The organism is Plantibacter cousiniae (nom. nud.) (assembly GCF_977070315.1).
In genome coordinates, this window is sequence record NZ_CDRVEU010000015.1 from 1 (window position 1) to 18,329 (window position 18,329).

General features: G+C 59.4%; 12 protein-coding genes. 4 read left to right on the forward strand and 8 right to left on the reverse strand.

What is annotated here, in order from left to right:
• Nucleotides 1-285: 285 nt before the first annotated feature.
• Nucleotides 286-789 (reverse strand): retropepsin-like aspartic peptidase RloA2, encoded by a 504-nt coding sequence (gene rloA2 / locus ACW55A_RS24200; RefSeq protein ID WP_003432546.1) that lies wholly within the window; start codon nucleotides 787-789, stop codon nucleotides 286-288.
• Nucleotides 790-982: 193 nt separating this feature from the next.
• Here rloA2 and yihG point away from each other — a divergent pair, with 193 nt between their 5' ends.
• Nucleotides 983-1,876, forward strand: a complete 894-nt coding sequence (yihG, locus tag ACW55A_RS24205) for a 1-acylglycerol-3-phosphate O-acyltransferase, YihG family (protein ID WP_003432549.1) — start codon at nucleotides 983-985, stop codon at nucleotides 1,874-1,876.
• A 71-nt stretch (nucleotides 1,877-1,947) separates the two neighbouring features.
• A complete protein-coding gene (locus ACW55A_RS24210) occupies nucleotides 1,948-2,994 on the forward strand; it encodes an RHS repeat-associated core domain-containing protein (protein ID WP_232917435.1) in 1,047 nt (348 codons plus the stop codon).
• On the opposite strand, the gene ACW55A_RS24215 is transcribed toward ACW55A_RS24210, so the two are convergent.
• Entirely contained in the window at nucleotides 2,974-3,537 is a 564-nt protein-coding gene (locus ACW55A_RS24215) for a DUF2780 domain-containing protein (protein ID WP_003372491.1), read from the reverse strand. The genes ACW55A_RS24210 and ACW55A_RS24215 overlap by 21 nt on opposite strands.
• Nucleotides 3,538-3,758: 221 nt before the next feature.
• Here ACW55A_RS24215 and ACW55A_RS24220 point away from each other — a divergent pair, with 221 nt between their 5' ends.
• The gene (locus tag ACW55A_RS24220) at nucleotides 3,759-9,587 is read left to right on the forward strand and encodes a hypothetical protein (RefSeq protein WP_498811688.1); all 5,829 of its coding nucleotides are present in this window, start codon (nucleotides 3,759-3,761) and stop codon (nucleotides 9,585-9,587) included.
• 118 nt (nucleotides 9,588-9,705) lie between these two features.
• Complete coding sequence (locus ACW55A_RS24225; RefSeq protein WP_498811689.1) at nucleotides 9,706-10,713, forward strand: RHS repeat-associated core domain-containing protein; 1,008 nt, start codon at nucleotides 9,706-9,708, stop codon at nucleotides 10,711-10,713.
• Between the two features lie 66 nt (nucleotides 10,714-10,779).
• Here the strand turns inward: ACW55A_RS24225 and fdhA are convergent, their stop codons facing one another.
• From fdhA to ACW55A_RS24255, 6 genes are all read right to left on the reverse strand, one after another.
• On the reverse strand, nucleotides 10,780-11,979 hold the full coding sequence (fdhA, locus tag ACW55A_RS24230; RefSeq protein ID WP_002555607.1) for a formaldehyde dehydrogenase, glutathione-independent: 1,200 nt from the start codon (nucleotides 11,977-11,979) through the stop codon (nucleotides 10,780-10,782).
• A gap of 49 nt (nucleotides 11,980-12,028) precedes the next feature.
• Entirely contained in the window at nucleotides 12,029-12,886 is an 858-nt protein-coding gene (purU, locus tag ACW55A_RS24235; protein ID WP_151342436.1) for a formyltetrahydrofolate deformylase, read from the reverse strand.
• A 175-nt stretch (nucleotides 12,887-13,061) separates the two neighbouring features.
• Nucleotides 13,062-13,694 carry a sarcosine oxidase subunit gamma gene (locus ACW55A_RS24240; protein WP_058396378.1) on the reverse strand — a complete coding sequence of 211 codons (633 nt, stop codon included), beginning with the start codon at nucleotides 13,692-13,694 and terminating at the stop codon, nucleotides 13,062-13,064.
• A 50-nt stretch (nucleotides 13,695-13,744) separates the two neighbouring features.
• Nucleotides 13,745-16,765: a sarcosine oxidase subunit alpha gene (locus ACW55A_RS24245; protein ID WP_498811690.1), complete on the reverse strand. Its 3,021-nt coding sequence runs from the start codon at nucleotides 16,763-16,765 to the stop codon at nucleotides 13,745-13,747.
• Nucleotides 16,762-17,058 carry a sarcosine oxidase subunit delta gene (locus ACW55A_RS24250; RefSeq protein WP_003372476.1) on the reverse strand — a complete coding sequence of 99 codons (297 nt, stop codon included), beginning with the start codon at nucleotides 17,056-17,058 and terminating at the stop codon, nucleotides 16,762-16,764. Before ACW55A_RS24250 ends, ACW55A_RS24245 begins: the two co-directional genes overlap by 4 nt.
• 15 nt (nucleotides 17,059-17,073) lie before the next feature.
• The gene (locus ACW55A_RS24255) at nucleotides 17,074-18,324 is read right to left on the reverse strand and encodes a sarcosine oxidase subunit beta family protein (RefSeq protein WP_003411874.1); all 1,251 of its coding nucleotides are present in this window, start codon (nucleotides 18,322-18,324) and stop codon (nucleotides 17,074-17,076) included.
• Nucleotides 18,325-18,329 lie beyond the last annotated feature (5 nt).

The window sequence follows — 18,329 nt, forward strand, 5'->3', positions numbered from 1 at the left end:
GCACGATAGTTACAAGGTGATCGTTCCTCACGCTCCAGCGTGGGAATGCCGTGGGTGACGCTCTGCGTCACAGATCTGCGCCGCACCGCACATTCCGGATAGGACGCGGAGCGTCCAGAAGTGCATACTCACGCGGAGCATGGGCACGATAGTTACAAGGTGATCGTTCCTCACGCTCCAGCGTGGGAATGCCGTGGGTGACGCTCTGCGTCACAGATCTACGCTGCGCCGCACATCCCGGATCGGGCGCGGAGCGTCACACGATACTGAGGACTGTGGACAACCTCAGCAATCAGGCTCGTCAGCGGTATAACGGCGGGCCGGGTTGACCGCGGCGTCGAACTCACGCAACGCCTTGGCACCGATCAACAGCGGGAAGTTGAAGTGGCTGCGGTCCACCAGGTTGACCTCGACCGTACGCTTCTTGTCGCCCAGACACAGTTCCAGGTCAACCACAGGGCGCTTGGCGGGGTTGATGCTTTCGTCATCGTCGTCGTCACCTTCGGCGCGTCCCTTGATCTTGCTGATCCGCGAGACCTTGTGCTCATACACCTTGTCGTCCGCACCCTTGGTTGCCAGGCGGAAACGTACCCAGTCATCACCATCGCGTTTGAACAACTCGATGTCCTTTGCCGACAGCGAGGCGGTCAGTGCGCCGGTGTCCATCTTGGCCTTGAAGGTCTGGCCTATTTCCGCAACCTTGATGTTCTCGTAGCGACCATACAACGTCGGTTCAGCGGCCATGACCGGCAGGGCCAGCAAAGACAATAGCGCCAGGATCGGTTTCACGTGAGAGGTTCCTCGCAATAGTCAGCGCCTGATTGGCGCCCGTTTTTAGACAGCGAACCTGCAGTAGGTTCGTCAGGATGAATATGACGTCAGCATAAAGGCCGAGACGTGAAACATTTGTAAGCACCTGTGTAATTGGCGTAAAACGCGTGGGTCTTTATTATTGCCGCCCCTGAACCTTCAAGAGTCCGTCATGCGCCGTCTGTTCACCGGCTGTTTTGTTGCCCTGCTGTTACTGATCAATACGCTGGTGCTTATCGGTCCGCTATTGATTTTTGCGCTGCTCAAACTGCTGTTCAGAGGCCGTATGCGCGATCGCTGTTCGGCTGCGGTGATGTGGATCGCCGAAACCTGGGCCGAGATCGACAAGGTCATCTTCGCCACCTGCATACCGACGCAGTGGGACATCCGTGGCGATGAAGGGCTGCGCGGTGACACGTCCTACCTGGTTATCAGCAATCACCAGTCGTGGGTGGATATCCCCGCGCTGGTCCAGGCACTCAACCGGCGCACGCCGTTCTTCAAGTTCTTCCTGAAAAAAGAGCTGATCTGGGTACCGTTGCTGGGCCTCGCGTGGTGGGGGCTGGATTACCCGTTCATGAAGCGCTACAGCAAGGCGTTCCTGGCGAAACATCCGCAGCTCAAGGGCAAGGACCTGGAAATCACCAAGGCCGCGTGTGAACTGTTCAAGCGTCAGCCGGTGACCATCGTCAACTACCTGGAAGGCACGCGCTTCACCACGGCCAAACATGCGGCCCAGGGCTCGCCTTATACCCATCTGCTCAAGCCCAAGGCCGGCGGCGTTGCCTTCGTGCTGGCGGCAATGGGCGAGCAACTCGATGCCATCCTGGACGTGACGGTCGTGTATCCCGATTCAGGCATTCCCGGTTTCTGGGACATGCTCTGCGGCCGGGTTTCCAACGTGATCGTCGACATCCGAACCCGCGAGCTGGACCCGGCGCTGTGGCAGGGCGATTACGAAAACGATCCTGCATTTCGCGAGAAAGTGCAGGGTTGGGTCAATCAGCTCTGGGACGAAAAGGATGCGCGTATTGCGGCGTTGCGGCTGGAGTTGCCTGGGCACTGACAGTTCTGACAGGTAGACGAGGCGAAACGGGCGGATGAAACTGGCCTTTAATGTTGCCGGAATCCGCTCTCATGTCATTGCCCCATGTTTCGCCGATCGGCCTATACCGTTACGACGCACTGAACCGACTGGCAAGCATCGCCCCTGCGGGGCAGGAGGTCGTCAGGCGTTTCTATCGAAACAACCGCCTGACCACAGCAATACAGGGCACTTCCCACCATTCTGTTGTTCAGGCAGAGGGTCTTTTACTGGCGTTGCGCCGTGTGGAATCTGATCAGGTCCTGTTCGATCTGCTTGCGACAGATCAAGCCAACTCGGTGCTGCACAGCCTTGATGCCATGCGCAATCAGGCGTTTGTCTACAGTCCTTATGGCCTGCGATCCCTGCAAACATCCGCACTGAGCGTACCTGGTTTTACAGGGCAGACGATTGATCCGATCACTGGATATTACTTGCTGGGCAATGGACTTCGCGCATTCAACCCGACGCTGATGCGCTTTAACAGCCCGGATACGCTGAGCCCGTTTGGTGAGGGCGGGATAAATGGTTATGCCTACTGTGGAGGAAACCCTGTCAATAATGTCGATCCGACGGGGCGAGTATTTAAGGTGGTTGTAGCAGTTTTCAGTACGCGTACGATAAAGTCTGTAAAGCTGATCAGCGAGCAATTTAACGACGTGATTGAAACAGCCCGCAAAGGGTTGATCCCTGCGGTTGGCTCATCGATGCCTCTGCAAGGCAGTAGAAAATGGCTTGATGACGCGCTTGAGCGATTCAATGACAGCCAGTCTTCCTTCATCAAAAACCTCCGTCAAGTGAATCGCCATTTTGCGACTCACGGAGACGGAAGGTTAAGTTTTAAGCAGGCCGAGTATTACGCGGGGCTGGCGTCGCAAGTGTATTCGGGGAAAAAAAGCGACCCGGCCGCCTTTGGGGCGGCTGCTATCAAATGGGCAAGGCAATTTCCTGAAGACCGCAGCACCGCCATGGTGGGTGTGGCCTTCAATTCAGCAGGTGCGTTGATCTCAGGCGCTGTGCAAAAAAAGCAGTACAAGACCGGAGATATATTGAGGAACGCTACACGTATAAGGTCCGGTTCAGCTCCCGGCACCCCATAACCCACTCAAACTCTGCAACGCCGAGCCACTGGCACCTTGCTGCCCCAGGTATTGCAGAATCAGCGGGGCAAACTGGCTGACCATCGTACTGTCCATGCCCAACGCCTTGAAGGCGTTGTTCACATCACCCATGCTCTGCACGTTGCCCAGCGCGCTGTTGAGCATCGAGCTATTGCCCGACTTGCCGCCCAGCAGGCTGCCCAGCCCGTTGGCGCCGCCCAGACTTTCCAGTGCGGAAGTGCCGGACATTTGCTCCAGGCCCGGGACCGATTTGGCCAACTGCGAATAATCGGTGCTGGTCAGTTTGTTCTTCGCCAGCCCGAGCAGCGCACCTGTCCCGCCAACCGCCTGTTCCGGGGTGACATTGAGCTGCGTACCGAGAGTATTGAGCAGCCCCGCGACTTCGGGTGCCGCCGTGGCTTTCTGATTGCCATTGGTGGCATTGGAGACCGCGTTCGCGGCGTCATTCAGATTGAAGGCAAATGCAGGGCTTGCAGCCGCTGCCATCAACGTTGCCAAAGCCATTGCGCGTGCAGTTTTCATTGCGTCACCTTTATCGAGCTCGAACCGCCCGTGAGTGGGCGATGAAGCACAGGGTTTGACTGGAGGAACAGAAGCTTGTTCCCAGCGCGCGGTAGCGAACAACGGCAGAGCCTGTATTTGCCCGGTGTATGGCCCGTGTCGTCCGAAAACATCTATGTATTACCTCGTTTTTCCGCGAAACAGCATGGTGTCGGTCATCTGGAATGCACGGAGCATCAGCAATGACCGATACCCACACCTCATCATTTCCTTCCATGCCAGCCGCCGGCCGGGAAAGGCTTCAGCACGTGCTGGCAACCGAAGGCAGCGAGCAACTGGCCGCCATTCTGCAACGGCCGCGGCCTGAAGGTTTCACGCTACTGGACGAGATCCAGGTACTTGGGGCTGCCAGCGTGTTCGGGCGATGGGCCGACGACATCGAGCTCCTGAACACCCTGAAATCAGTGCTGTTCGACGATGAACTGAACGTGCTCAGGGACAGCGCAGAACGCGTTACCCGTTCCGTCGCTTCGCCAGCCTCGGAGGCAGGCCCCGAGCACGAACTGGCCAAGGCGGCGCTCGATATTGCGCAGAGTCATCAGCGCGAGTCACATTCGCCGAGCATCCGAATCGAGCGCATAGACCGCACGCGGGGCGATTACCGCAGGTTGCTGAACACGCTGCGGGCACGAATGCGCGACGTGAAGACCGGCACCTGTATGACCAACAGAGTATTCATGACCGTGGCCGACGACTCGCCGCTGTTCGCCGGCGTCACTTTTGGCGGTTCGATATTGCAGCGGTTCAAGGCGTTGCTCAGGGCTATCGCCAGCGCGGGTCCGGCTGGCGAGGTCGATGACGATCTGTTGCCCGGGGTACGCCGTAAAGACCTGCGCTACGTTCTTGATCTGGTCAACACGTCTCAGGTGGACTTCAGGCAGTCTTTCACCTGTGTGCTGCATATCAGGATGAATGAAGGCAGGCCGGTTCACTCGCTGCGACTGCAGGGCATCTCCGAGGGACGGCAACCTGCGCACGCCACGCTGTCTGACCTGCACCTGCGATTTATCCGTTTCACCGACTGCCTGGCCCGGTTGGTACCGCACCTTGAATCGGCAGATGCCAAGTGCATCCTGGCCATTCGCGACGATCAAACCGTCTCACTGCATGGTCTGCTCGATTACTACGGCGTCGACATTCCGCTGGCTGCCACCCGCGACCATCTGCTGCAGGCGATCACTGCGCTGTTGCCCGGAGAGCGCGAAGCCCATCCTGCGGGGATGGCACCCGCGTTGCCTTTCACCCTCGCCGAACAGCAGCGTTTCATGCTCGATACCTCGCAGGTCTACACCTTTCGGCAGCACAAGGTTCAGGCGCACGGCACTGACGACTACGGTGTCATCGACCTTGAGCTGAAGAAAGAGATGCAGTGGCATCTTGGTCGATGCCGCACCTTGCTGAACAGTTACCGGCATTTTGGCGCGTCGCTGCAAGACAACGAAAACGCGCTGCTGACAATGCTCCAGCAAACCGGTGGCATCACGCTGAAACTGGTCGTTTACGACAGCGATGGCCACCACGACATCTACCGCGAGCAGCACACCGTCAATCCCTGGAGCGTGAAGGATCTTGCCGAATACTTCGACGCGGCGCGCCAGGAACTGTCGTCTTACATGATCAACACCATTCGCTATGGCGAAGCCGAGGGGGCGATCAATATTGAGCGGCTGATCGTGGAAGTGATCGTGCCCAATCCTGTCCGGCGTCGTCATCCGCTGGCCGATATCGACATCGAAGCCTTCGATATCCGCAGCAAAGAACCTCCGTTTCTATACGTGGATCCCCTGGCGCTGGGTGCTTATGACGTCATCAGGTCACGGTTCGTGGAGTTGACCGATGAGTTGCGCGAGGCGCAATGGAACGTCGGCCACTCTGTCACGTTGCTGCGTGCGGTCCGTCACCTGCTGGCACATTACCAGGAGGACCTGCCGGCGTTGCCGCACGCGCAGCGTCAGGCGGCCTATACCCGGCGCTTGAATGATGCCGTCAACACCTACTACAGAGTGATTGCGCAGAACCTCGAGGACCAACAGCGCCTGCAAGTCGTTCTGCAGCCGACCCAGCCGGAATTCGTGGCGCGTGAGCTATGCCGTTATCTGGGGTTGAATGAAGCCTGCTGGCCGGTGATTGCACGGTCTTCGTTCGATATCAGTTACCGGGCCGGCTGGATCAATACCGGTACGTTTTTCCGGCACGAAGAGTCGGTCGGTTATCGAACCCTGCTGAGTGTGGTGTATGACGAAGACCTGCGCCGCGAGCTGGCGCTTGCCGACAATCGTGATGAACGGCTCGGGCAACTGGCTCAGGCGCTCGCCGTTAAAACCCGTTACACGGCAAGTCTGGACGTGCTGCAAGCGAAGCTGACGGGGTTATTCGACGCGAACACTGCCTTCGTCAACAACGGCCACCTGCCTGCTCGACTGACCGCACCACAGGCAGCGTTCAGGCTCGAGGCCGAGAACTACGCCATTCAGGCGACCGAAACGTATCGGATGCTGGAGGCCGAGCGGCTGGTGCTGGTATCCGGTACTGCCGCCGAGCGCCTGCAGATTCTGGAAGGGGTTGCGCTGGCGGACAGTGACAGGCCGGTTCATTGCATCGAGTTATTGAGCGCCGACGAGAAGGTCCGGCTTGAAGCCAGTGCTCTGGCGTTCAGGCAGATGTTGAGCGCCCGAGCGAACGACGATGACATTCAGAACATGTCGACCAGCGCGCAGCATGTGCTGCAACTGGTGCATCAGGTCGGCGGACTGATTCCTGTGCTGGGCAACTTCATCAACCTGGGATTCGACATTTACGACGGCAATGATGAAGGCATCGCGCTGGATGCACTCAACATCATTGCCGAGCTGGTGCTGTGCAAAATGCGCACGCTCCCTCCCAGAGTGGCGGGTGTGCTGATGCTGCAAGGCACCACTATCTGGACGATGAGCCAGCAGGTCCAGGCCCTCGGCGATTCGATCAAGGCCAACGACTACGAGGAGTCGGTGAAGAACTTCGGTTTTCTGCTGGTCGGTCTGCATTCGGCGCTGCATTGCGGCATATCGGCGGTGAAAGGGCTCCGGTCCGCGATACTGCGTTATCAACAGACCGTCAGCGAGCGCGCTGTTTCTGACAGCTCTGATCTGAACGAAACGGCCCGACACAGCGAGCACGGCGATGCCATCGAACGCGAAGCCGAGGGCGCACACCTCGCGCGGCGTCGGCTATCCACAAGCAGCTCCTATTGGCGGGTCTCGGAGGATGGGCAGATCTCCGAGCTGCCGATGGGCCGGAAGGTCACGAGCCTCGACTGGAACGGCAACGCGATGGTCGAAGGTGGCGCTCGGGCGGTGCTGCTGGGTGGAATCAGCGAGAAGATTTACATGCTCAACGGCCATGCCTGCCGGACAGTCAGCGGACTGACAGGGCCGGAATTGCGACCTCTGCATGCGCTGGACCTCGAAGCAGGTCAATGGCGCAGGCACCCGCAGTCAACGGTCGACGCCCCGCAGCTTTCGCGTTTTGCCCACACCGAGGATTTTCCGCTTGGCTTCAGCGGTCGCCCGGAGCGTTTTCTGGCTCCCACCAACACAGTCAGCTGGTATGACAACTGCGTGGCGGCGCTTGAAACAGCCTCCGTGCGGGTCATCGACGCAGATGGCAGGGTAAGGCAGCAGAGCATGGTGCTTGGTGTGATCGAGCACAAATACGTCACCGAGCGTAATGGTCATGTCGAAGTACTCGAACATGCGGGCACCAATATTGAGACGACCGCCTTCATTCGCGCCGACGGCAGCCGCATGGAAGTCGCCAGGGTGTTGCCTGCCATACCGGCCTACAAGCCTGAAATTCAGGCACAGATTGTCGCGGCTCAAGGCATGTTCGTGACCGTCCGAATAAGCGACACGCTGCAAGGTCTGGTCGGCAGCAAGACCGTGGCGGGTGTTCTGGCGACGCTCAGTAATGGCAGCGGACAGGAACTGGTGATCGAAGCGGATCGCGGCGTTCACTATCGCGGCACGCTGCCCATCGAGCACTTCCTGGCGCTGGCGCCGGGCGAGACGTTACACGACCAGCAGCCTGTTGCCCTGAGCCTGCAGAAAATCAGCCCGCACGCCGATCCCAAACGAGCGTTGCCTCAGCTGTGGCACGACCAGTCGGATTATCGCAACGGCATCGCCCATGATGACTTTGCGCTGGAGCTGTTCTATGGCGCGAAGGCGGCGAACGAAGCCTATGTGCGCAACCCTCAATGGGTCGCCAGGAACATCGATGCTGTGGCCAAAATCAAATCGCGGCTGCCCTCGTCCATTACCACAGTGGAAAATCCGTTTTATGTACTCGATACCCCCGAGGAACTGGCCATTCTTTTTGCTGCGCGCAGCCAGGCGGCGTTGGCCAATACCTTGCTGGGCCATACCGTTGAATGGGGAGCTGCATCGAGATCCAGAGAGTTACGCCTGGGGGAAAATATCCTCAGACAGCTTCGTCTGAACGAGCCGCTTCTGGCTGCTCAGGAAAACATTCCGCCGCTCGCCAGCGAACGGAGCGCCTTCGTCAGTCAGCTTAAGGAGAAGCTGGCCCGCAACAACCTGATGATGGCAGAAGTCAGCCTGAAGTCAGGGGGAAAAGCCTGGTTCGCCCATTCGCCTGCCAGGCGTCTCGGCATGCTGGCGGGGCATCTGCACGACGAGTTTTACCTGAGTCATGCGGGGTCAATCATCGATCATATCGAAGCCTGTTTTACCGACCCGTCGAGAATTGAACGTATCGCCGTGCTGTCCCTTGATGACGTCCCGGAAGCCGATGCGCGACGCATTTTTCTCTCCTCGCAGCGCGGCTATACCTATGAGTCGGTCACCAGTCTGGAGCAGCCGGCCGAGCATACACATCTGAGCGGTGCGCAATTGCAACTGCACATCGATGACGCCCTTTATCCCGAGCGGACCCGAGGTGTGGGGATTGCCAGCGCGATTGTCGACCTGACCGGTGCAGAGGCGCTCAGCAGCGGGCCAAAGCGTGGCAGTTACTCGATTGAGGGACGTGACTACATCAAGCTGGATAACGGCAGGATCTACCGTGCCGACTGGGATGAGCGCAACGGGGTGTTTCTGCTGGTACCACCGCAAGGCAGGTCGCGAGCCGAGACCCTGGCACTGCCCTGGGTGCGTCACATCGGCGGACATGAGTTCACGCTGATCAACCGTCCAGCGCTCAAGGGCGGCAATCTCATCGATCAGATGATCTGTAGCATCCGCACCCGGCGGCCGGCCGGTCGTTTGGCAACTCACGAGTCCCATTCCGCTCATGACACAGCGAGCGGAACGCTTCAGGTTCACCACGAAGACCTGCACATCATGAGCGACGACGTTCTGGTACCCGGCAAGCTTAATGTGCCATCGAGCCTGTTCCACTCCATCGCAGCGGATCGTGACGGTTACGTGAGGCTGGAAGCCAGGGCAGCGGTGCCTGAAAGCTGCATCTCCAGCACAGAGTTCCTGGTATCGAAATATGCCGGAGGGCAAGTCGCGTTCGATTACAAGGGCGAGAGCTTGGGTGATCCGGCTCCAGTGGTGCCCAATGTCGAGGTCGTCGCGAGGCAGGATGGTCAGCTGGTGAGCCTGAATATCACGACAACAGCGCTCGATGACTGGATAAATGCACGCGGCCACTCTGACTATTTTGTCGGCGAGCAGTCATTTCCCGAGATCGGCGAAGGTATCGGTTTTATCGAGCGAGGGGGGCTGGAAGGCAGCCCGTCATCGGACTACCCGTTTCATTTCATGTTCGTGGCGGGGAAAGTACTGGACCGGAACGGGCAAATTACCGGCGTGCTGGCCTCGGACTTGTCCGAGCCTGCACGTGAGTCTGATCAAAATGGAGTTACGCCGCAATTGCCCGCCAGACGGAACTGGAATCTGGGTCTTTTCCCTTCGATCGACAGCATGCGCGGGGTGCCGGAACCTGACAGCAATGCCTACGTGCAGGAGCATTACTACTCGGTATTGGTGAGGCCCGTGCGGCAGTAGGGCACGTCTCCAGCGTTTGTCGTCCCGCAGGCGGAACAGCCTAGTAGTTCTGCTAGCTGGGCGGAAACAGAGACTCAGCCCAGACTTGCTGCAATGGGTGACTTCAAGGAGTGAAGCCATGGCTTCGTCTGGGCAATCCGTGCTCTGTGTTTATCGCTACGATCCATTGGATCGCCTGGCCGATTGTTCGGCCGCGGGGCAGGGCAGCACTCGCCTTTTTTATCAGAAGACACATCTGGCTACGCAGGTTCAGGGGCAGGTCCAGCACACGCTTATACGCACGGATGAGCATGTGCTGGCTTGCCTGAGTACAGAAAATAATCAGCGCGACGGCGCGTTGTTGGCGACGGATCAACAGCAGTCAGTGACCGCCGCTCAGGGATTGGCGTTTGCCTACACACCTTACGGACATCGTCATCCTTCAGGCCGCGCAAGCCTGCCGGGCTTTACTGGCCAGCGAGTTGACCCGGTGACGGGGCACTATTTGCTGGGGAATGGGTATCGGGCGTTTAACCCGGTATTGATGAGGTTCAACAGCCCGGACAGTCTGAGCCCGTTTGGTGAGGGTGGGGTGAATGCGTATGGGTATTGTGGGGGGGATCCGGTTAATTGGGTTGACTTGACAGGGAGTACACCAACCTTGATGAAGGGACTTTTAAGAGCTTTTAAAATAATGAAGCCTTCCCGGCGTTTGTCTACGGATGACGTTATTGGTAGTTCTGTGTTGCGCGGTTCTGACGGGATGAACTTAAGTGCGAGTGCGCCACAGTTAAGTCGCTCTGCAGCGGTGCGACAAGTCGAGTCAGTGAGTGTGTCTGCAAAAAAATTGAATAAACAAGCAGGTCTTGACTATAGAAAGTCTGCAAAAGAGGTTAAGGCCAACGATAAGCTTTATAGACAGTATGTTAAAAGGGCTCCACAGCTGAAAAAAGAGGCAAACACTGCGTTAAGTTTGTATGATGAGGAGGGTCTCTCTTATGAGTATGATCTGGTTCAACAATACAAGAAATCGCAGAAAAACCTCGCTAACCCTATTCAGAATCTATCGACGCCACCCTCTTACAAATTAGCCCTTAAAATTTCTAATGCTGAAGAAGAGTTAAGATTAATACGCCAGCAGATGTGAGAGAGCATTCCCCGCTCTTGAATCTGCTGACGTAATTAGTCAATAACCCCATTTTCTGTTAGATGCCTACACAGCACCAAACAACCGATGCGGATCAATCACAAACTTCTTCGGCACGCCCGCATCAAACTCGCCATAACCCCGCGGCGCCTCATCCAGACTGATCACCTCGACACCCACTATGTCGGCGATCTTGATGCGGTCCCACATGATCGCCTGCATCAGCTGGCGGTTGTATTTCATGACCGGGGTCTGGCCGGTGTGGAAGCTGTGGGATTTGGCCCAGCCCAGGCCGAAGCGAATGCTCAGGCTGCCCATTTTTGCGGCGGCGTCCACGGCTCCCGGGTCTTCGGTGACGTACAGGCCGGGGATGCCGATCTTGCCTGCGACGCGCACCACGCCCATCAACGAGTTGAGAACGGTGGCGGGTGCTTCGGCCTGAGCGCCAGCATGGCCGTGACCGCGTGCTTCGAAGCCTACGGCGTCGATGGCGCAATCCACTTCAGGCTCGCCGAGCAGGGCAGCGATCTGTTCGTGCAGTGGCGTGTCCAGGGACAGGTCAGCAATTTCGAAGCCTTGGGCCTTGGCGTGGACCAGGCGTTTCGGGTTGACGTCGCCGACGATTACCACCGCCGCGCCCAACAAGCGCGCTGACGCCGCCGCAGCCAGGCCGACCGGGCCGGCGCCTGCAACATAAACCGTACTGCCAGGGCCAACCCCGGCAGTCACTGCGCCATGGTAGCCGGTGGGCAGGATGTCGGACAGGCAGGTCAGGTCGCGGATTTTTTCCATCGCCGCGTCGCGGTCCGGGAGTTTGAGCAGGTTGAAGTCCGCGTAAGGCACCAGCACGTATTCAGCCTGGCCACCAACCCAGTCGCCCATGTCGACATAACCATAGGCACCACCGGGACGCGCCGGGTTGACCGTCAGGCAGACGCCGGTGTTCTGTTCCTTACAACTGCGGCAGCGGCCGCACGCCACGTTGAATGGCACGGAAACCAGATCACCGACTTTCAGATGCTCCACGTCGCGACCGGCTTCCAGCACCTCTCCGGTGATTTCATGACCGAGCACCAGCCCGGTCTGCGCCGTGGTACGGCCGCGTACCATGTGCTGGTCCGAGCCGCAGATATTGGTGGAGACCACGCGCAGGATCACGCCGTGTTCGATGCGCTTGCCGCGTGGGTCTTCCATTTTCGGGAAAGGAATTGATTGCACTTCGACCTTGCCAGCGCCGAGATACACTACACCGCGATTACCAGACATACATGTCACCTCGCTTTTATTGTGGTGGAGCAGAGAGAAGCCGTTGCAGCTATAAAACCACCGTCCTGTTGGCGTTGAGAAACACCCGCCGTTCGATGTGATAACCGACCGCACGGGCCAGTGTCAGTCCTTCGATGTCCCGACCCTTGGCGATCAGGTCTTCGGGATAGTGGCTGTGATCGACCACTTCCACGCCCTGGGCAATGATCGGACCTTCGTCCAGATCGTTGTTGATGTAATGCGCCGTGGCTCCGACCAGTTTTACCCCCTTGTTGTAAGCCTGATGGTAGGGCTTGGCACCTTTGAAACCGGGCAGCAACGAGTGGTGGATATTGATCGCCTTACCGTCCAGCTTGCGACACAGGTCCGGAGACAGGACCTGCATGTAGCGGGCAAGAATCACCAGTTCTGCACCAGACTCTTCAATGACCTGCCAGACTTTGGCTTCCTGCGCGGGCTTGTCGTTCGGGTCCAGTGGGAAATGGTAGTACGGAATGCCGTGCCAGGCAGCCAATGGCTCAAGATCAGGGTGATTGGACACCACCGCGACCACGTCCATGGACAGTTGATTGATACGCTGGCGGTAGAGCAGGTCATTGAGGCAGTGATCGGCTTTCGAGACCATGATCACTACTTTTGGCCGGTAGTTGGGCGCCGTGAGTTCGAAGATCATTCCGAACGTTTCACCGCGCTCGCTCAGCCCGGCCCTGAACGCCTGCTCGTCGAAAGCCTCGGGCTGACGAAACTCCACACGGATGAAGAAGCGTCCCGAGAGACGGTCATCGAAGGAGTGATGTTCTGTGACGTAGCAACCCTGCTCGAACAGAAAGCGCGTCACTGCGTCTACCGTACCCAGCATGCTGGGGCAGTCGGCGGTCAAAATCCATGTATCGGGCGCGCGGCTCATTGAATCAATGCTCCAGAGTATTTGTTATCCGCAAATATGACTGACAGTGCCAGCCTGTAGGCTTGGGCAGGACGCAGAGCGTCCGGAACTGCGTTCCCACGCGGAGCGTGGGAACGATAATCCAAGAGTCTTCATTGAGACCGACGCTACGGTTTCAGCCCCGGTTCCCGGCGCTTCACGCCTGAATGCTCAGCCCGTACTCGGCACTCGCATCCTGCAACCACAGCCACCAGTAATCCGAGAAGCTGCGGCGGACCAGCAGCTCCCAGGTGTCTTCACCGGTCCGGCGGATCACCAGTTGCGACTTGGCGAACACGGTGCCGACTGCCTTGCCCACCGGGAAGTTGTCCGGGTGCACGTCGTAGCTGGTGGACTTCATCAGTACCTGGCGCACCTTCGGCCCGCTCAGTTCTAGAATCGATTGCCCGCCGCTTACGTTGACGATGGCGATGTGTTGCCCGCTCAGTTCGTCACGCAACTTCTGTTCTGCCGCGAACTCTTCGCCGCTCGGCACAATCAGCAGCCACTCATCCGGGCCAAGCCATTGCAGCGAGCTTTCGCCACTGATGACCAGCATCAGTGCGGCGGGCAGCTCCATGCCCAGCGCCTTGTGTACGCCTGCGGCGAAGGCCGGATCGTGGGCATTGCCACGAATCGTCAGATGGCCCAGCAGCTTTTTCTCGCGCAGGAAAACCCCCGGGCTGGCGCGCCCCTTGCCAATCAGGCTGTCGAGGTTTGCGTGGAACAGCGGCGACTCGGCTTTGACGTCGGTGGTCGGGCGCTGCTGGTAAACGTTGGCTGTGCTCATGATTCACCTGCTTGAATTCTGTGTGCTGCGGATGATCGGCTCACCGTGGACTACTCGACGTTCTGCCGCTCGCCTTTCGGATCGAAGAACACCGAAGAAACGATCTCGGCTTCGATCACGCTGCCATCGGCCAGAGGCGCGAAGACCCGCTCTCCCATGCGCGCCAGACCGCCTTTGACCACGCCCATCGCGAACGAATAGCCCAGCGAGTTGTGCGCGTAACTGGAGGTCACGTGGCCGACCATGCTCATCGGGATCGTCTGTTTGGTGTCGAACACCAGTTGCGCACCTTCCGGCAACCATTTGGCAGGGTCCACCGGCTTGAGGCCGACCAGTTGCTTGCGCTGTTCACGCACGCAGTCTTCGCGATTCATGCCGCGCCAGCCGATCCAGGAGAACGGCTTGGTACGACCGACACACCAACCCATGTTCAGGTCGTCGGGCGTCATCGAGCCGTCGGTGTCCTGACCGACGATGATGAAACCTTTCTCTGCGCGCAGTACGTGCATGGTCTCGGTGCCGTAAGGCGTCAGGTTGTACTGCTTGCCTGCCTCGGCGATCTTTTCCAGAACGCCCATGGCGTAGTCGGCCTGAATGTTGACCTCGTAGGACAGCTCACCGGTAAACGAGATACGGAATACGCGAGCTGGCACACCGGCGACCAGACCTTCCTTCCAGGTCATGAACGGGAAGGCTTCACGGCCCAGATCGATATCGGTGACTTCGCTGAGCAGCTTGCGGCTGTTGGGGCCGGACAGCGTCAGAGTCGCCCAGTGATCGGTCACTGAGGTGAAATACACTTTCAGGTCCGGCCATTCGGTCTGCTGATAGATTTCCAGCCATTGCAGGACGCGCGCTGCGCCGCCCGTGGTGGTGGTCATCAGGAAGTGGTTGTCGGCGAGACAGGCAGTGACCCCGTCATCGAAGACCATGCCGTCTTCCTTGCACATCAGGCCGTAGCGCGCCTTGCCCACGTCCAGCTTGGTCCAGGCGTTGGTGTAGATGCGGTTGAGAAACTCGCGTGCATCCGGGCCTTGAATATCGATCTTGCCCAGCGTCGAAGCGTCCAGCAGGCCGACGCTGTCGCGCACCGCCTTGCATTCGCGAGCGACGGCTGCGGGCAGGTCTTCGCCGTTCTTCGGGAAGTACCACGGCCGTTTCCACTGGCCGACATCCTCGAACTCGGCACCGTTTTTGACATGCCAGGCGTGCAGCGCAGTGAAACGCACGGGTTCGAAGATGTGTTTGCAATGACGCCCGGCTATCGCGCCGAAGGTCACCGGCGTGTAGTTGGGGCGGAACATGGTGGTGCCCATTTCCGGGATCGACACGTTCAGCGAACGCGCGGCGATGGCCAGACCGTTGACGTTGCCCAGCTTGCCCTGATCGGTGCCGAAACCCAGCGCGGTGTAGCGCTTGACGTGCTCAACCGACTCGAACCCCTCGCGGGTCGCCAGTTCGATGGCCGCTGCGGTCACATCATTCTGCAGGTCGACGAATTGCTTGGGTGCCCGAGCGGTGCCTTTCTCATGCGGCACCTGAAACAGCGCCAGCGTCGGCTCTTCCGCACGGCTGAGGGCTTTGGGCATCACGCCTTCGACCACCTTGAAGCCCGCTTCACTGGCAGCGCGCACGCCGCCTTCGAAACCATCGGCCAGACTGTCAGCCAGACTGTAGACGCCGTTGACGCCGCCTACGCAGATACGTTTCTGCGGTGCTTCGCCCGGCACGAAGCCGAGGATGTCCTCGCGCCAGACCGGCTTGCCGCCCAGGTGCGAGGCCAGGTGCACGATCGGGCTGTAACCGCCGGAGCTGGCAACCACGTCGCATTCAAGCCATTCGCCAGGGCTGGTCACGCTGTGCGTCTTGACGTCGATGGCGGCAACGCGGGCAGCCGTCACACGCTTGCTGCCACGGGCCTCGATGACCGCGCTGCCGGTCAGGATGCGAATGCCTTTGGCCCGCGCTTCTTCAACCAGCGGGCCGCGCGGGTTATGCCGTGCATCGGCAATCGCGACCACGTGCAGACTGGCGTCGAGCCAGTCCAGAGCGACGCGATAGGCGTGATCGTTGTTGGTGGAAAGCACCAGTTTCTTGCCCGGCGCCACGCCATAACGACGAACGTAAGTCGATACGGCGCCGGCCAGCATGTTGCCGGGCACATCGTTGTTGCCGTAGACCAGCGGACGCTCGTGAGTACCGGCGGCCAGCACCACACGCTTGGCACGTACCCGGTGCATGCGTTGGCGAACCATGCCGATCGGCGCGCGATCACCCAAGTGGTCGGTAAGGCGCTCATGAATGGTCAGGAAGTTGTGATCGTGGTAACCATTGACCGTGGCACGCGGCAGCAGGGTGACGTTGGGCAGGCTTTTCAGCTCGGCGACGACCGTAGACACCCACTCGGCGGCGGGTTTGCCGTCGAGGCTTTCACGGCTGTCGAGCAGGCTGCCGCCGAACTCTTCCTGTTCATCGGCAATGATCACTCGGGCACCGCTGCGACCTGCTGCCAGCGCGGCAGCCAGACCGGCCGGGCCTGCGCCGACGATCAACACGTCGCAGTGCTGGTTCATCGCATCGTAGCTGTCCGGGTCGTTTTCGGTCGGCGAGCGACCGAGGCCTGCAGCCTTGCGGATGTACTTTTCGTAAGTCATCCAGAACGATTGCGGGTACATGAAGGTTTTGTAGTAGAAACCCGGCGGCATCAGTTTGCCGCCGACCTTGCCCAGAATGCCCATGACATCGGTATTCACGCTCGGCCAGCCGTTGGTGCTGGTCGCGACCAGTCCGGCATAGAGCGCCTGTTGCGTGGCACGCACGTTGGGGATCTGCGTCGCTTCGGCCGCGCCGATCTGCAGCACGGCGTTGGGCTCTTCCGAACCCGCTGCGAAGATGCCGCGCGGGCGAGAGTATTTGAAGCTGCGGCCGATGATATCGACGCCGTTGGCCAGCAGGGCAGAGGCCAGCGAGTCGCCTTCAAAGCCCTGGTAGGTCTGGCCGTTGAAAGTAAAGTTGAGCACCTTGCTGCGGTTGATGCGGCCGCCGTTGGGCAGGCGATGGGTCTGGCTCATACCTTTTCTCCCTGATCCGTGAACTGCGGCCTGGTACCGATCGGATAGGTCTCGAGAATCTCGTAGGTCACGGTATTGCGCGTCATGTTGAAATACTGGCGGCAACCGGCGGCGTGTATCCACAGTTCGTGATGCAGGCCGCGCGGGTTATCGCGAAAGAACATGTAATCGCCCCATTGCTCATCGGTGCAGGCACCGGGGTCCAGCGGGCGCGGGATATGCGCCTGACCGGACGGGTGGAATTCCTCTTCGGAGCGCAGTTCGCCACAGTGAGGACAGAAGATATGCAGCATGGTCGGGTTCTCCTGTTAGTGGGCTACGGCTGCAGCGCCGTGTTCGTCGATGAGTGCGCCGTTGTGGAAACGGTCGATGGAGAACGGCTTGGCCAGCGGGTGCATCTCGCCCTTGGCCAGGCTGGCGGCAAATACGTTGCCCGAGCCCGGCGTGGCCTTGAAGCCGCCTGTGCCCCAGCCGCAGTTGAAGAACATGTTCGGCACCGGGGTCTTGGAAATGATCGGGCAGGCGTCCGGCGTGGTGTCGACGATGCCGCCCCATTGACGGTTCATGCGCACGCGGGACAGTACCGGGAACATCTCGACGATGGCCTGGATGGTGTGTTCGATCACCGGGTACGAGCCGCGCTGGCCGTAGCCGACCCAACTGTCGATGCCGGCACCGATCACCAGGTCGCCCTTGTCGGACTGGCTGATGTAGCCGTGTACCGCGTTGGACATGATGACGCTGTCGATAATCGGCTTGATCGGCTCGGAGACCAGTGCCTGCAACGGATGCGATTCGATGGGCAGACGGAAGCCTGCCAGCTTGGCCATGTGCCCGGAGTTGCCGGCGGTTACCACGCCGACCCGTTTGGCACCGATGAAACCCTTGTTGGTTTCCACTCCGATGCACACGCCGTTTTCCTTGCGAAAGCCGATGACTTCGGTCTGCTGAATCAGGTCAACGCCCAGCGCGTCGGCCGCACGGGCGAAGCCCCAGGCCACCGCATCGTGACGGGCGACGCCACCACGGCGCTGAACCGTTGCGCCAATGATCGGATAGCGGGTGTTTTTCGAGCAGTCCAGGTACGGGATTTCCTCGGCGACCTGCTGGCCGTTGAGTAATTCGCCGTCCACGCCGTTAAGCCGGTTGGCGCTGACGCGGCGCTCGGAGTCGCGCATGTCCTGCAGGGTGTGGCACAGGTTGTAGACGCCGCGCTGGGAGAACATGACGTTGTAGTTCAGGTCCTGGGACAGGCCTTCCCACAATTTCATCGCATGTTCATACAGGTGGGCAGACTCGTCCCACAGGTAATTGGAACGCACGATGGTCGTGTTGCGAGCCGTGTTGCCGCCGCCCAGCCAGCCTTTCTCGACCACGGCCACGTTGGTGATGCCGTGCTCCTTGGCCAGATAGTAGGCCGTCGCCAGGCCGTGCCCGCCGCCGCCGACAATGACCACGTCGTAGACCTTTTTCGGGGTCGGCGTGCGCCACATGCGCTGCCAGTTTTCATGGTGGCTGAGGGAATGCTTGAGAAGGCCGAAGCCTGAGTAATGCTGCATGTGAG